The organism is Streptomyces malachitofuscus, assembly GCF_055571035.1.
Genome location: NZ_JBVIGA010000028.1, coordinates 1 through 15,157 on the forward strand (window position 1 = coordinate 1; position 15,157 = coordinate 15,157).

At 73.8% G+C, this 15,157-nt stretch carries 13 protein-coding genes; 6 read left to right on the plus strand and 7 right to left on the minus strand.

Annotated elements, in window-relative coordinates; all coding sequences use genetic code 11:
* Window positions 1-55: 55 nt before the first annotated feature.
* From ACZ44S_RS32310 to ACZ44S_RS32325, 4 genes are read right to left on the minus strand one after another with little or no spacing between them, the layout of a single operon-like run.
* On the minus strand, window positions 56-1,189 hold the full coding sequence (locus ACZ44S_RS32310; RefSeq protein WP_466935451.1) for an AAA family ATPase: 1,134 nt from the start codon (window positions 1,187-1,189) through the stop codon (window positions 56-58).
* Window positions 1,186-2,787 (minus strand): hypothetical protein, encoded by a 1,602-nt coding sequence (locus ACZ44S_RS32315; protein WP_466935454.1) that lies wholly within the window; start codon window positions 2,785-2,787, stop codon window positions 1,186-1,188. The genes ACZ44S_RS32310 and ACZ44S_RS32315 overlap by 4 nt, the downstream gene beginning before the upstream one ends.
* Window positions 2,778-3,920 carry a hypothetical protein gene (locus ACZ44S_RS32320; protein WP_466935667.1) on the minus strand — a complete coding sequence of 381 codons (1,143 nt, stop codon included), beginning with the start codon at window positions 3,918-3,920 and terminating at the stop codon, window positions 2,778-2,780. The genes ACZ44S_RS32315 and ACZ44S_RS32320 overlap by 10 nt, the downstream gene beginning before the upstream one ends.
* Window positions 3,871-4,830: a phosphatase PAP2 family protein gene (locus tag ACZ44S_RS32325; RefSeq protein ID WP_466935457.1), complete on the minus strand. Its 960-nt coding sequence runs from the start codon at window positions 4,828-4,830 to the stop codon at window positions 3,871-3,873. Before ACZ44S_RS32325 ends, ACZ44S_RS32320 begins: the two co-directional genes overlap by 50 nt.
* Before the next feature lie 184 nt (window positions 4,831-5,014).
* Here ACZ44S_RS32325 and ACZ44S_RS32330 point away from each other — a divergent pair, with 184 nt between their 5' ends.
* Window positions 5,015-5,611 (plus strand): histidine phosphatase family protein, encoded by a 597-nt coding sequence (locus ACZ44S_RS32330; protein ID WP_466935459.1) that lies wholly within the window; start codon window positions 5,015-5,017, stop codon window positions 5,609-5,611.
* A gap of 186 nt (window positions 5,612-5,797) precedes the next feature.
* On the opposite strand, the gene ACZ44S_RS32335 is transcribed toward ACZ44S_RS32330, so the two are convergent.
* Window positions 5,798-7,246, minus strand: a complete 1,449-nt coding sequence (locus ACZ44S_RS32335) for a hypothetical protein (protein WP_466935462.1) — start codon at window positions 7,244-7,246, stop codon at window positions 5,798-5,800.
* Between the two features lie 288 nt (window positions 7,247-7,534).
* On the opposite strand from ACZ44S_RS32335, the gene ACZ44S_RS32340 reads away from it, so the two are divergent.
* Window positions 7,535-7,921: a hypothetical protein gene (locus ACZ44S_RS32340; RefSeq protein ID WP_466935669.1), complete on the plus strand. Its 387-nt coding sequence runs from the start codon at window positions 7,535-7,537 to the stop codon at window positions 7,919-7,921.
* 207 nt (window positions 7,922-8,128) lie between these two features.
* The gene (locus ACZ44S_RS32345; RefSeq protein WP_466935465.1) at window positions 8,129-9,001 is read left to right on the plus strand and encodes a spermidine synthase; all 873 of its coding nucleotides are present in this window, start codon (window positions 8,129-8,131) and stop codon (window positions 8,999-9,001) included.
* 29 nt (window positions 9,002-9,030) lie between these two features.
* Here ACZ44S_RS32345 and ACZ44S_RS32350 read toward each other — a convergent pair whose 3' ends face one another.
* Entirely contained in the window at window positions 9,031-9,573 is a 543-nt protein-coding gene (locus ACZ44S_RS32350) for a hypothetical protein (RefSeq protein ID WP_466935467.1), read from the minus strand.
* A gap of 110 nt (window positions 9,574-9,683) precedes the next feature.
* Here ACZ44S_RS32350 and ACZ44S_RS32355 point away from each other — a divergent pair, with 110 nt between their 5' ends.
* The 3 genes from ACZ44S_RS32355 (at window position 9,684) to ACZ44S_RS32365 (ending at window position 13,372) form a co-directional block, all read left to right on the plus strand.
* Window positions 9,684-10,403 (plus strand): response regulator transcription factor, encoded by a 720-nt coding sequence (locus ACZ44S_RS32355; protein ID WP_361030415.1) that lies wholly within the window; start codon window positions 9,684-9,686, stop codon window positions 10,401-10,403.
* Window positions 10,400-11,809 (plus strand): sensor histidine kinase, encoded by a 1,410-nt coding sequence (locus ACZ44S_RS32360; protein WP_466935472.1) that lies wholly within the window; start codon window positions 10,400-10,402, stop codon window positions 11,807-11,809. The genes ACZ44S_RS32355 and ACZ44S_RS32360 overlap by 4 nt, the downstream gene beginning before the upstream one ends.
* A gap of 108 nt (window positions 11,810-11,917) precedes the next feature.
* Window positions 11,918-13,372: a glycoside hydrolase family 18 protein gene (locus ACZ44S_RS32365; RefSeq protein WP_466935474.1), complete on the plus strand. Its 1,455-nt coding sequence runs from the start codon at window positions 11,918-11,920 to the stop codon at window positions 13,370-13,372.
* Window positions 13,373-13,623: 251 nt separating this feature from the next.
* Here ACZ44S_RS32365 and ACZ44S_RS32370 read toward each other — a convergent pair whose 3' ends face one another.
* Window positions 13,624-15,063, minus strand: coding sequence for a GH1 family beta-glucosidase (locus tag ACZ44S_RS32370; RefSeq protein ID WP_466935477.1), 1,440 nt, complete (start codon window positions 15,061-15,063; stop codon window positions 13,624-13,626).
* Between the last annotated feature and the right edge of the window lie 94 nt (window positions 15,064-15,157).

The window sequence follows — 15,157 nt, forward strand, 5'->3', positions numbered from 1 at the left end:
CGTCGAACCGGCGCCACCGTGACAGCCATACCCAGAGCCCCTGGGCCCTCTGATCTTACGAATGACCAGAGCAACCACCCTTGAAAGGTAGGACCACCGTGACGTCGTACTCGCGGCCCTGGAGGCGGTTGGCCGTGTCTACCGTCACGTCGGTCACGCCGAGGTCCGCCAGCGCCGCGCGGATCGCGGACGCCTGGTCCCGGTGGGCCGTGCCCACGGCGATGCGGTCCGCGGTGAGGGGGGTGGGGTCGGGGGAGCGTTCGGAGGTTGACTCGCCGCCTCGGTCCAGGAGGCGGCGGACGGTCAGGGCCACCGCCCCGACCGCCTCCGGGTCCGTGCGCGGGGTGTGGCGGGCGGGCAGTTCCAGCAGGCCCCAGCCGGATGCCGCCGCCTCGTCGATCACGCGGTCGGGGCCCGAGCCGTCGGAGGGGACGGAGAGGGTGAGGCCGCGGTCGCCGTGGGCCGTGCCGCTGCGGAACGGGGTGTACGGGTAGAAGGCGTCCGAGACCAGGGGCGCGGCGGAGGCGGGGAGGCGCCAGGACACCGGCAGGCGGTGCTGGGGGAGGTCGGGGTTGTGGGCGAGCAGGGTGGTCACCGCCGAACCCGAGGGGTCGTACGACAGGCCCGCCCACTGTTCCGCGCCCACGATGGAGAACGGGTCGAGCTGGCCCGGGTCGCCCACGAACAACGCCCGATCGAAGAGGCCGGCCACCGCCAGGAGTGCGTCCGAGCGCATCTGGTACGCCTCGTCCACGATGGCGTGCTGCCACGGTTCCACGCCCTTGACGTGCGCCCACTTCGCCGCCGTGGAGATCACCACCGGCAGTCCGGCCAGATCGGCCGCCTTCGCCGATTTGCGTACGTGGTCCAGCGCGTCGAGCGCCTTGTCGTACGGGTCGGTGTCGCTGCTGTGCAGACGGCCGACAGGGAGGTCCGGGTTCTTCTCGGCCAGGCGCAGGACCAGGTCGTCGACCTGCGCGTTCGTCTGCGCCACCACCATCAGCGGGCGGCCCGCCTCCGCCAGTTCCAGCGCCGCACGGACGACGAGGGTGGACTTGCCGGCGCCGGGCGGGGAGTCGACGACGACGCCGCGCGCGGTGCCGTGCAGGGTGTCGTGGAGGATCGCGTCGGTGGCCCGGGTCGCTGCCGCGCCGGGGTCGAAGACGGCCTGCGGGGCAGGGGTGGTCACAGGATGTCCTCCTCGGTCACCTGGTCGGCGGGCTCCGGTGCGGGCTCCTCGCCGGGCGGGCCGCCGTGGGTCCACGGGGTCTCCTCCGGGTCGGGGAGTTTCGCCCCGCCGCGCGGTTCGTGCTCGAAGAGGGTGAAGCAGACGCGGTCGCCCTTCTCGGGGACCGAGCCCACCTCCGGCTCCTTGCCCCGGCCCATCTTGTCCAGGACGCGGAGCACCAGCAGAGTGCCCTCCGGTCCGTCCTCGTGGCCCACGAACTCCGCGGTCTGCGGCTTGCCGGCCAGTGAGCGGTACACCTTCACGCGCTCGCCGAGGTACGGGCTGTCCTCCGTGCGCACGGTGACCAGAGGACGCGGGCTCGGACGCTTGCTCTCGCTGTACGCCATCACCACGTCCACCACCTCGCCCGCGAACGCCTCCCCGGACAACCGCCGGGCCGCCATCACCAGCGGGTCGTCGAGGGCTTCCTGCGCCTCCAGGCGGGACTGTTCGCGCTCGCGCGCGGCGAGCTTGTTCGCCGCCGTCACCGCGTCGTCGCGGCGCGGCTGGGGCGGTTCGCCGGACACCACACGGTCCCTGTGGCTGGTGAAGGACCAGCGGTCGCGCGTCCAGCGTTCCTCGACGCGCGATCCCTCCGGGAGCCGGCGGAGGAGGTCGAGGCCTTGCCACACCGCCTCCCACGTGGGCAGCGTGCGGCTTTCCACCAGCTCGCGGATCTGCCGCTCGGCTGTGGTCAGGGCGGTCAGGCGGTCCTCTGCCTCCAGACCGTCCTCCGCCGCCGCCAGCGCCGTACGGGCGCGGTCGTAGCGTTCGACGGCCGGGGCGAGGAGCTTGTTGTCGAAGGCCGGGTCGGTCGCCGGGCCCGCGGGCGGGCACAGCAGCTGGCCGTCGGAGTCGCGCGCGAGCTCCGCCTCCTGCGCGGCCTCGGCGCCCGAGCGGCCCTCGGGCGGGGCGATCCACGCGAGCAGCGCGCCCAGGTGCTGGTCCTCCAGCGTGGACTGGCCCGTCGCCCAGTGCCGGCCCAGGACGTCCGTCATGGCCAGCATGAGCGACGAGCCGGGGACGCGGGCCCGCTCGCCGAAGTGCGTCAGCCACCGGCCGAGCAGGGGGACCCGGGGTGGCGCGGGGAACGGGGCCTCCGGGTCCTGCTCCGCCGTCCGCCGGAAGCGCATCGAGCGGCCGAGCAGCCGTACGAGGTCGATGCCCGCCCGGCTCGGCACGATCAGCTGGGGCGCGTCCGCGCACAGCTCGACCTCGACCTTCACCCGCTTTCCCGTCTCCGGGTCGGTCTCGGAGCGCTCGGCGGCCTCCACGGCGTCCGCGAACGAGTCCACGTACGGCAGCACCACATCGGCCAGCTCGGCCAGGAACGCGAACCTCAGCTCGCGGTCGCGCGGCTGCGGGACGACCAGGAGGCGGGGGGCGTCCCGGTCCGTGCCCACCAGTGCGCCGAGCGGGGCGCCCGCCTCACCCGCGGTGATGAGCGGGACGAGCACCAGGGGGCGGTCGGAGAGGTGCCGGTGCCGGACGGTGGCGGCGGGCTGGGCGCGGCCGGTGCTGACGGCCTCGAGGCGGGCGAGGGTGGCGATCAGGGACAAGGGGCCACCTCCGGGGTGGCGGTCGTGCCCAGCGCCTCCGCGCGCAGGGCCGCCGCCCTGCGCAGTGCCGCCACCGCCGGATCGTCCGGGTCACCGGCTTCCCCGCGCGCCGCGGTCAGCACGTCCTCGACCGTCGTCAGACCGCCCAGCTCCGCCCGCACCGGACGGCCCAGGGAGGTCACCGCGCCCTCCGCGCGGGAGCGGTCCCGGCAGTGGAAGGCCAGCTCGCACGCGGACAGGCACTCGGGCGCATACGTCGCGGGGACCGACTCGACGGCCTCCGTCAGCCGCTCGGCGGGCAGCTCCGGCGAGAAGCACGTGCCCTCGGGAAGCGCGTCGGCGATCTCCTCGATACGGGTGAGCCGCGCCAGCTGGCGGGCGGTCACCGCGCGCTGCTTGCGCACGTCCACGCCGGACGCGGTCGGCAGGTTGGAGAAGTCCTTCGGGCACACCAGCAGGATGCGGTGCCGCACGCGCGGGGCGGGGTCGAGCCGGGCGGCGACCTGCTCCAGGGCCAGCACGTACACCGCCGCCTGGCGCGCCGCCGCGCCGACCTTCGCCGGGTCCGCGGCGCCGTCCAGCATCGGGAAGGACTTGATCTCCACGACCGTCCAGCTGCCGTCCGGGTGCACCACCACCGCGTCCGGCTCCAGGAAGGCGGGGGAGCCGGCGACGTCCAGGGCGAGCATCGGGTGGTCGAGCAGCGTCCAGGTGCCGGGCGCCTCGGCGGCCTCGCGCAGCGCCAGCTCCGTACGGGCCGTGCGGCCCTGGGGGCCCTGCGCGGTCAGATCGGGCACGCGCGCGCCGGCGGGCGGTTCGGCCGCGCGGTCCAGCTTCTCGTGGGCGAGGCGCAGCAGCTCCGTACCGCCGTCCGCCTTGACCTTCGCCTCGAACGCGTTGCCCCGGACGAACGCGAACTGCGACTGGCCGAAGACCGACGGGGAGCCCAGCGCGCTCGCCAGCGCCGCCTTGTTCACCCCGGCGCCGTCGAGGATGGCGCGCCGTCTGCAGCCCGGGTTGGCGGCGAGGGCGGCCAGGGCGCGCGCGTCCAGCGCCTTGGCCGGGATCTCCGGGCCGCGCAGCTCAGCGAGCCGGTGCCGGAGCGCTTTCTCCCGCCTCCGAGGGGGAGGCACCCGGTTCGGCTTCTGCTCCGTACCGCGACTCGGGGTGCCGCTGCCGTGGAATTCGCTCACCCGCGGAAGTCTGGCATCCGGCACTGACAATCGGGGAATGTGCGGCGGAGGTGTCCGCCGGGGCGGGTGCGACGCGGGGCAGGAAACGGGCCTTCGCCACGTCCGCGTACCGCATGACGAGGGGGGCGAGCAGCAGGCCCGCGCCCATGACGGCGGCGCCCGCGGCCGCGTCGAGGAAGTAGTGGTTGGCGGTGCCCATCACCACGATCGTGGTCACCAGCGGATAGATGACCGCGGCCGCCTTCGTCCAGCGCGTGCGGCCGTACTTCCACAGCATCACGCCGCACCACAGCGCCCAGCCCACGTGCAGGCTCGGCATCGCCGCGTACTGGTTGGTCATGCCGCCGAGCCCGCGCGGGGCGCTGGCCTCGCCGCCCCACCAGCCCCACGAGCTGTAGTACGCCATCGTGTCCACGAAGCCGTGGCTCGCGTCGAGCAGCCGGGGCGGGCAGGTGGGCAGCAGGGTGAAACCGATCAGGCCGATGAACGTCGACGCCATCAGCCAGGTGCGGGCCGCGCGGTAGTGCACCGCGCGGGACCGGAACAGCCAGACGAGGATCGCCGGGGTCACCAGGTAGTGCAGCGACGCGTACCAGAAGTCGGCGGGTATGCCTATCCACGGTTCCCGGGTGAAGAGACGGTTCAGCGGATGCTCGGCGTTGAGGAACAGCGCCTTCTCGATGCGCAGGATCGCCAGGCCGTGGTCGACGGCGTCGGTGACGTCACCCCGGACGACCAGCCGCCCCGCCGAGTAGCAGGCGTACACCAGGAGGATGAGCGGCAGCTCCGTCCACCAGCGCAGCCGGGTCGCCGGGACCGCCTCGGTGCCCGGTGTCTCGGTGTGCGGCATCCGATCGCTCCCCCTTCGTCCTCGCGCGCCGCTTGTCGGCGGCCAGTCACTCTACGGTGTGTGCGCGTCCCCCCGTGAGACGCCCTCGGCCCAGATAGACGCAAAGATCTCCCACCGGGTTGCCCACGACCAGGGTGAGCGATGATGGGGACCTCTCGCCTGCGAATTTCACGGAAGGTACTCCATGGCACCGCGCATCCTGCTGGCCCGGCACGGACAGACGGCGTGGTCGCTGTCCGGCAAGCACACCGGCAGGACGGACGTGCCGCTCCTCGAGGAGGGGCGGCGGGGCGCCAAGCTGCTGGGCGAGCGGCTGCACCGGGCGCCGTACGACGGGCTGGAGGGTGTCGAGGTGCGCACCAGTCCGCTGGTGCGGGCGCGGGAGACCTGTGAGCTGGCGGGGTTCGGGGAGCGGGCCGTGATCTGGGACACGCTCATGGAGTGGGACTACGGGGCGTACGAGGGGATGACGCCGGCGGAGATACAGGCGGCCCGGCCCGGGTGGCTGATCTGGCGGGACGGGGTGCCCGGGGGCGAGAGCCTGGGTGAGGTGGCGGCGCGGGCGGACGAGGTCGTGGAGTGGGCGCGCTCCGGGGACCGTGACGTGCTGGTCTTCGCCCACGGGCACATACTGCGGTCGATCGGGGCCCGGTGGCTGGGGCTGCCGCTGGAGTTCGCGGCGCGTATCCGTTTGAACCCGACGTCGCTGTCGGTGCTGGGGTGGGCCTACGGCGAGCCGGCGATCGAGTCCTGGAACGAGCAGGGGCACCTGGCTGCGTGACGCCGGCGCCGGGGCTCGGTACTCGGTGCTGGGGTTGGGCGGGTGGTGTTGCGCAGCCCGGCGATGGCGGGGTGCCTCCCCCACTCTCGGCTTCGCTCGAGCGGGGGGACCCCCATCGCCCACCCGTGCCGCCCCAGCGGCACGACTGCCCGCAGCTGCGCGGCAGGACTTCCCGCGGCTGCGCGGTCAGACTGATCGGGGGAGGGAGGCGTGGCGGTCCAGGAAGGCTGAGACGCCCGATGCGTGGCGGTGGGGGAGGAGGACGCGGGACGTGCCCGCCAGCATCGTGCGGACCCGGGAGGACTGGACCTCGTTCAGCAGGTCCAGCACCCGCATCCCGGCCGCCGCCGCCTCGTCCGGGCGGCCGCCGCGGGCCAGGTCGTCCGCCAGCTCCGCCGTGTACAGCGCGATGTTGCGCGTGAAGTGCGGGTCCTGAAGTTCCGCCGCGCGCCGCGCGTGCCGCGCCGCCCGCGGCCAGTCGCCCAGCGTCGACCAGCACTGGGCCTCAAGGCCCTCCAGCTCCGCCTCCCCGTAGAAGGTCATCCACTCGGGGTCCGCCTCCGAGGACCCGCGCTCGAAGTACGCCCCCGCGCGGGCCAGCGCCTGCTCGCACCCCGTGCGGTCGGCGAGCCCCGCCCAGCCGCCCGCCTCGCGCAGTGCCAGCAGCGACATCAGCCGGGGCGAGCCCAGCGTCCGCGCCACCCGCTGGGCCGCCTGCGCCGCCCGCACCGCCTCCCGGGGCCTGCCCGCGTCCCGCGCGAGGAACGCCGTGTTGCAGAAGGCGTGCGCCTCAAGACCCGGATCCCCGGTCACCCGCGCGGTCGCCAGAGCCTCCGCGTAGTGCGAGCGCGCGTCGTCGAAGCGGCCCGAGTCGTGCGCCAGCCAGCCCACCGAGATGGCCAGTTCCCCGGCGCCCGAGTACAGGCGGTCCGCGGTCCGCTGCCGGATCGCCCCCGCGTCCAGCAGCGCGTACGCGGCACGCAGGGGCGCCGCCGCGCGGCGGTAGAGCCCGTCCGCCCCGTGCCGGTCGTCCAGCAGCCGGATCCGGCGGACGGCCTCCTCCAGGGCGCCCGCGTCGCTCGCCCCCGCGCGGCGCACGGCGCGCTGCGCCGCCGAGGCGTCGGTGGCGAACCCGTAAGGGCTCAGCGAGGCGGCGGCCACCGTGGCGCCCCCGCCGGTCATGAATGCGCGACGCAGCACGTCGCTCTCCTCGTGGTCGTGCGGGTCGTACGTGTCGTACCTGTCCTGCGTCTCATACGGCTCGTACGCCCCGCTGTTCTCACCCGTGGCGTTCGCCGGGTTGCCGGTCCGGGCCGATGGTGCGTCCCCCGCGGCCCGCGCCCGGCGCCCGCGGACCGACGAGCGGGGCGCGAAGCCCAGGTCGGTCAGCGTGCGGCCGGGAAACATGTGCAGGAACACCCGTTCATAGGCGTAGTTGGGGCAGCGGATCTCGCCCGCTTCCACCCGGTGCACATACCGCGCGTCACAGCTGACCCGCTCACCGATCTCGCGGGCGGCCCGCCGTACCGCCGCGGCGAACTCGGCCGGCGAGCGCGCTCCGCGCAGTTGCCGGAAGACGAGATTCGGCCGCGGTGGCCGAGGGGGCGTGGACGAGGGCACCGTTGACGACGCCATGGCCGGGTCCTCTCTGCGAACCGTCGAACCATGCCGGAACCGGGCGAGTTGTCCGTGTGCCGCCCTGTTTCCGGCGGGCATGAACGTACCCGCTGTGACGGAGTCACCACGCGGAGTTTGGCTACAAAACGGATATGTCATGCGCGATCTGCCATGAAGTGCCATCCTTTGCGGCGGACTTCCGCCGTAGCCGTTGACGGACCGGCTCGTTGAGCTCTGTGGACCGGGAGCCCCCCGACTCCCGACCCGCTCGTCCAAACGGGGATTCGTGTGGTGGAGGCCGGGATGATGACGACCAGCCGGAGCGACGATCCGTTAGAACCGCCGTGCGCGGACTGTGATGTGGTCACGGTGCCCGCCCGGCAGGGTCTCGAGGCGGTCGACATTCTCCGGCGCGGAGCAGGCGACGCGGTGGGCCCGGTGCTGCACGACGGCGGCGGCGCCACGCTCGGCTTCCTGGTGCCGCCGGGGACGGCCGCCGCCTGGGACGTACCGGGCAGCACCTGCACGGAGACCGACGGCCGCGGGCTGCGGCTGACCCCCGAGCCGCCGGTGGAGGGCTCGGACTGGCTGCTGCCCCCCGGAGAGGCGGACCTGGCGACGGACCCCGCCGTCCTGCGCGAAGCACTCGGCGAGGCCCAGCGGCTGATCGAGGCGGCGGACGGCTGCAGCTGACTCCCGCAGGGGCTTTGCCGCCCTCTCCCGCGAGGACTCCGCGCCGCCCTCTCCTGCGAGGGCTCCGTGCCGCCCTGTCCTGCGGGTGCTCCGCGCCGCCCTCTCCCGCGGGGGCTCCGCCGCCCCCCCCGCGAGGGCTCCGCGCCGCCCTCGTCCGTCGGGAGGCCGGGAGAGCGGTCGGTCGCGCGTGCCTGGGAGAATGGCGGCATGGGCAGGGCCAGGAGCGGTGGACGTGGACAGGGTGGCGGCGCGGAAGCCGTCACCGAGAACGTCGACGGCGGACTCGCCCAGCTCATCCCCGACCGGGACCGGTCGCGGGCCTGGACGCTGCTGATCGACGGTGCCCCGCAGTCGCACGTCGACCTCGACGACCCGTCGTATCTCTCCTTCGAGTACCAGCGCCGGTTCGGGCACGTCGTCGATCTCGCGGCCCCGCCCGGCAAGCCCCTGCAGGCCGTGCACCTCGGCGGGGGCGCCTTCACCCTGGCCCGGTACGTCGCGGCCACCCGCCCCCGCTCCACCCAGCAGGTCGTCGAACGGGACGCGGCCCTGGTGCAACTGGTCCGGCGGGAGCTGCCGTTGGACACCAGGGCCCGGATCCGGGTGCGTTCCGTGGACGCCCGGGAAGGGCTTGCCAAGGTGCCGGACGGCTGGGCCGGTCTCGTCGTCGCCGATGTGTTCAGCGGGGCCCGCACCCCGGCCCATCTGACCTCGACCGAGTTCCTCGACGACGTCCGCAGGGCCCTCGCCCCCGGCGGGGTCTACGCCGCCAACCTCGCCGACGGGCCCCCGCTCGCGCATCTGCGCGGTCAGATCGCCACCGCCGCCGCCCGGTTCGCCGAGCTCGCGCTGATCGCCGACCCCGCCGTGCTGCGCGGCAAACGCTTCGGCAACGCCGTCCTGGTCGCCTCCGACGCGCCCCTGCCGGTCGCCGAGCTGACCCGGCGGGCCGCCTCCGACCCGCACCCGGGCCGGGTCCAGCACGGCAGGGAACTGCTCGACTTCACCGGCGGGGCCGTACCCGTCACGGACCTCGCGGCGGTCGCGTCACCGACGCCACCCGCGTCCGTCTTCCGCTGAACCCTGCCGAACCCGGCGGCGGCAACGGCTCAGTACGTGCCGATCTCCACCCGCGGCGGGCCGTCGTGCCAGGTGCAGAACACCGACACCCGGTCCGCGCCCGCGGTGAACTCCACCCGGATCCACGACTCCGTCTTCCACACCTGCATCGACCAGCCGGCCCCCGGGGTCGCCGACACCAGCGAGGCGGACGCCTCACCGAGGTCGAAGACCGCCCGGCCGCCCTTGGTGTCATAGGCCTTGACCTCGCCCGAGGCGGCCGGAGGGGAAGGGGCGGGGGACGTCGCGGGCGGGCCGCTGCGGGACGGTTTCGGATCCGGCTTCCGGCTCGTCCTGTCGGGCCCGTCCGACGGCTCCGGCGAGGTGCCGGGGTCCTTCGAGGGCTTCGAGGACGGCCGCTGCGTCGACGACGACAGCGCCTCCGACCGCTCCTCGGCCGCCGCGATCGGCAGGGCCCGGGGCGGGTCGTAGGCGGTGCCCTCCATCACCGTGCTGACGCCCCACCACGACAGCGTGACCGCCGCGCCCGTGGCGAGCAGCCAGGCCAGTACGTGTACGAGTCCTCTGCGCATCGTCGGCCCATCTTGCCCCAGGAGCCCCACCGGTGTCGCGCCCGCGGAGGTATCCGGAGTTGTCCACAGGCCCCGGCGAGGCCCTCCCGGCATGGCGTACGGTGCCGCCCATGGCAAGTGTTCTCGTGGTCGAGGACGACCAGTTCGTCCGCTCGGCGCTGATCCGGCAGCTGACCGACGCCTCGCACACCGTGCGCAGCGTGGGCACGGCGCTGGAGGCGCTGCGCGAGGTCGCCCATTTCCGCTTCGACGTGGTCGTACTGGACCTCGGACTGCCCGATCTCGACGGCTCCGAGGCCCTGAAGATGCTGCGCGGCATCACCGACGTCCCCGTGATCGTCGCCACCGCCCGGGACGACGAGGCGGAGGTCGTCCGGCTGCTCAACGCCGGCGCGGACGACTACCTGACCAAGCCCTTCTCGGTGGAGCATCTCTCGGCCCGGATGGCGGCCGTGCTGCGCCGGGCCCGCTCCGGCGGCGGCGAGGCCGCGCCCTCACCCGTGATCAGGGTCGGCGGGCTCACCGTCGACCCGCTGCGCCGCCAGGCCGAACTGGACGGCGTACGACTCGACCTGACGCGGCGCGAGTTCGACCTGCTCGCCTTCCTCGCCGGCCGGCCCGGCGTGGTCGTCCCCCGCAAGGAACTGCTCGCCGAGGTGTGGCAGCAGTCCTACGGTGACGACCAGACCATCGACGTCCATCTGTCCTGGCTGCGCCGGAAGCTGGGGGAGACGGCCGCCCGGCCGCGGTATCTGCACACCCTGCGGGGCGTCGGCGTGAAACTGGAGCCGCCCGCCGCGCACCTGCCCGGAGCGGAGCCGCCGCGATGAGATGGGCCCTGGTGAAGGTGTCGCTGGCGGTGACCACGATGGTCGTGGTCGCCTTCGCGGTGCCGCTCGGTCTGGTCATCCGGGAGATGGCCCGCGACCGCGCCTTCTCCAACGCCGAGCGGGAGGCGGCCGCCGTCGCCCCCGCCCTGTCCATCACCACCGACCGCGACCAGCTCGAACGCGTCGTCGCCTCCGCCGGCTCCGACGCCGCGATGGCCGTGCACATCCCGGCGAGCGACGGCGGCGAGGCCCTCGACCTCGGCGAGCGGCGGGCCTCCGCGGAGGACATCGCCGCGGTGCGGACGCTGGGGCGCGCCTCCACCTCCCCCGTGTCCGGCGGCTCGACGCTGCTTCAGCCGGTGGCGCTGAGCACCGGTGAGATCGCCGTGGTCGAGGTGTTCGTCCCCGAGTCCGAGGTCACCAACGGCGTCGGCACGGCCTGGGCGGTGCTCGCCGGGGTCGGCGTCGCGCTGATCCTCGGCTCGGTCGCCGTCGCCGACCGGCTGGGCGTACGGATGGTGCGGCCCGCACAGCGGCTGGTCGAAGGGGCGCACGAGCTGGGGGAGGGCAAGCTGGGCGCCCGGGTCCGGGAGGAGGGGCCGACCGAACTGCGGCTGGCGGCCGTGGCGTTCAACTCCATGGCGGACCAGGTCGTCCAGCTCCTGGCCAACGAGAGGGAGCTGGCCGCCGACCTGTCCCACCGGCTGCGTACGCCGCTGACCGTGCTGCGGCTCAACGCCGCCTCCCTCGGCGACGGCCCGGCCGCCGAGCAGACCCGGGCGGCGGTCGAGCAGCTGGAGCGCGAGGTGGACACCATCATCCGCACCGCCCGGGACGCCAAACCGCAGACCGCCGCCGCCGGTCCCGGCGCCGGCTGCGACGCGGCCGAAGTGGTGCGGGAACGCATGGCGTTCTGGTCGGCGCTGGCCGAGGACGAGGGCCGCAAGTGGCGGATGGCCGGGGCCGACCGGCCGGTGCGCATACCCGTGGCCCGCGCCGATCTGGCCGCCGCCCTCGACGCGCTGCTCGGCAACGTCTTCCGGCACACCGCCGAGGGCACCGCGTTCGCGGTCGACGTGCACAACGGCGAGGACGCGGTGATCGTGCTCGTCTCCGACGCGGGCCCCGGCATAGCCGACCCCGAGGCGGCGATGGCCCGCGGCCGGGGCTCCGGCAGTGACGGCTCCACCGGGCTCGGCCTGGACATCGTGCGCCGGCTCGCGGAGGGCACCGGCGGGGACGTACGGATCGGCTCGTCGGTGCTCGGCGGCACGGAGGTGCGGATCTGGATCCAGCTCGACGGACGCGAGCGCGCACCCCGCAGACGCGGGCACCGGGGGGCCGTACGACGGCGCAGACCGGGCCGCCAGGGCGCCTCCTTTAACCGGTCCCGATCCCTTCCTTAAGCGCACCCTAAGATCACCGACGGCCTCCCGGAACAGGAACTTTGTCCGAATCCGGATCGCTAGCGTGCTGCCGCACACCCCCCGAACGGCAACGAAGGCAGGCACGCGATGAGCACGCACCGGCGCAGGATCAGCGGCAGGAACAAGGCGATCGGCGCGGTGGTCGCGGCGGCCGTGGCCGGCGGCGGCGCGTTCCTGTTCACCAGCACCGCCCAGGCGGCCGGCGTCGGCGCGGCGTACACGAGGACCAGCGACTGGTCGACCGGCTACACCGCCCAGTACGTGGTGACCAACAACAGCGGCGAGCGGAACCAGGACTGGAAACTGGAGTTCGACCTGCCCGCCGGCACCGAACTCGGCTCGCTGTGGAACGCCGAGGCCGGCGTGAGCGGCCGGCGCGTGACCGTGACGCCCGCCAAGTGGGACACCGACGGCCTGGCCGCCGGCGAGTCCGTCACCGTCGGCTTCGTCGCCAAGGGGATCGGCGACCCGACCGGCTGTCTGGTCGACGGCGCCGCGTGCGGCACGGACAGCGCCCCCACGCCCGAACCCAGCGGCCGTCCCACCGACGCCCCCACCCCCACCACCCAGCCGTCCCCCACCGAGGAGCCGACGGAGAGCGAGGAGCCGACCGCCGAGCCCACCGAGAGCACCGGCACCGGGACGGGCACCAACGCCGGGTTCGCGCCGTACGTCGACACCTCCCTCTTCCCCGCCTTCGACCTGGTGGCGAGCGCCGAGGCGACCGGCGTGAAGAACTACAACCTCGCCTTCATCACCGACGGCGGCGGCTGCACCCCCAAGTGGGGCGGCGTCAGCGACCTCGGCGGCAACGCCGTGGCCGGGCAGATCGGCGCGCTGCGCGCCCAGGGCGGTGACGTCCGTGTCTCCTTCGGCGGCGCGGCCGGCTCGGAACTGGGCACCACCTGCACCTCGGTCGACGCGCTCGCCGCCGCTTACACCAAGGTCGTCGACACCTACGAGCTCACCAAGGTCGACTTCGACGTCGAGGGCGGCGCCCTGCCCAACGCGGCCGCCAACACCCGCCGTGCGCAGGCCATCGCCAAGCTGCAGAAGGCCAACCCGGATCTGGACGTCTCGTTCACCCTCCCGGTGATGCCGGAAGGCCTCACGCAGGACGGCGTCAGCCTCCTCGCCGACGCCAAGAAGAACGGCGTGCGGATCGACGCCGTCAACATCATGGCCATGGACTACGGCCCCGCCTACAGCGACGACATGGGCACCTACGCCGAACAGGCCGCCACCGCCACCCAGGCCCAGATCAAGGGCGTCCTCGGACTGAGCGACAGCGAGGCGTGGAAGACGGTCGCCGTCACCCCGATGATCGGCGTCAACGACGTCGTCACCGAGATCTTCAAGGTCGAGGACGCCACCCAGCTGGTGAACTTCGCCAAGTCCAAGGGCCTGGGCCGGCTGTCGATGTGGTCCGGGACCCGGGACCAGCAGTGCCCCGGCGGCACCAAGCCGTCCGCAGACGCCACGTGCAGCTCGATCCTCCAGGACAAGTTCGCCTTCTCCAAGGCGTTCGCCGCCTACAACTGAGCGTCCGTCACGACTGAGCGGTCCCGCCACCACCGAGCGGCCCGACAACAAGTCCTCACGGACCAACGGGGAAGCGCGTGCCCCGGCCGGCTCACCCCCCACCCGGCCGGGGCACCCGCACGTCCGGTGGCAGCCGGACACACGAACGGGGCGCGGCACTCCCCTAGGGCACCGCGCCCCGCCCCCCGTACCCCGCGTCCCCCGTTCCCCGGGCCCGTGAGCAGGTCAGGTGCTCCGGACCCGGGAGCAGGTCAGATGCCCTCGGGCTCCGGGAGCACTCCCGACGTGGCCGCACGCGCGTACCACAGGGCGCTGGACTTCGGCGTGCGCTGCTGGGTGACGTAGTCGACGTACACCGCGCCGAAGCGCTTCTCGTAGCCGTACGCCCACTCGAAGTTGTCCAGCAGCGACCACAGGAAGTAGCCGCGCACGTCCGCGCCGTCCGCGATGGCCCGGCGCACCGCCGAGAGGTGGCCGTGCAGATAGGCGACGCGCTCCGGGTCGTGCACCTTGCCGTCGGCGTCGGGCTTGTCGTCGTAGGCGGCGCCGTTCTCGGTGATGTACAGCGGCAGTCCGGGCGCCTCCCGGTGGTAGCGCATGATCAGCTCGTGCAGGCCGGTCGGGTCGACGGACCAGCCCATCTCGGTCTGCTCGCCCGGCGACTGGTGGAAGGCGACGTCGTCCGCGGCGGGCCACGGCGAGTGCGCGCTCGCCCCGTGACCGTCGGCCCGCGGGCCCTTGGCCCTCGGGTCGGCCGCCGACACCAGCGTGGGCGTGTAGTAGTTGAGGCCGAGCGCGTCCAGCGGCTGGTGGATCAGATCCAGGTCGCCGTCCTCGATGCACGACCAGTCCGTGACCGAGGAGGTCGCCTCCAGCAGCGTCTCCGGGTAGGCGCCGTGCAGGATCGGGCCGTGGAAGACACCGCCCGACAGGTCGTCGATCTTGCGCGCCGCCGCCACGTCCGCCGGGTCGCTCGGCGAAAGGGGACGGATCACGCCCGTGTTGAGGCTGAGCGACACCTGGTTGCGGGCCGGCATCACCGAGCGCAGCGCCTTGGTGCCCAGACCGTGGGCCAGGTTCAGGTGGTGGGCGGCCCTCAGCGCGGCCGCCGGGTCGGTACGGCCGGGCGCGTGCACGCCGGACGCGTAGCCCAGGAAGGCGCTGCACCAGGGCTCGTTGAGCGTGATCCACTGCTCCACGCGGTCGCCGAGCGCCTCGGCCACGATCTGCGCGTACTCCGCGAAGCGGTACGCGGTGTCCCGCTCCGGCCAGCCGCCCGCGTCCTCCAGCTCCTGCGGCAGGTCCCAGTGGTAGAGGGTGACGGCCGGCTTGATGCCCTTCGCCAGCAGCTCGTCGACCAGCCGGCGGTAGAAGTCCAGGCCGCGCTGCACGGCCGGGCCGCGGCCGGTCGGCTGCACCCGCGACCAGGAGACGGAGAAGCGGTAGGCGCCCAGGCCCAGGTCCGCCATCAGCGCCACGTCGTCGCGGTAGCGGTGGTAGTGGTCGACAGCGATGTCACCGTGGTCGCCGCCGGCCGTCTTGCCCGGTGTGTGGCTGAAGGTGTCCCAGATGGAAGGGGTACGTCCGTCCTCCCGCACCGCCCCCTCGATCTGGTACGCGGAGGTCGCGGCGCCCCAGAGGAAGGCGGGAGGAAAGGTCACCGGGGTCGCCGGCGTTGCGGAGTCAGACATGGAAGCGCTCCCATTGGAGGTCGTGGAAGACCGACGAGTACGGAAAGACAGGGGAGAGTGCAGGGGCCGAGGCGGCGGTGACCCGGCCCCCAGG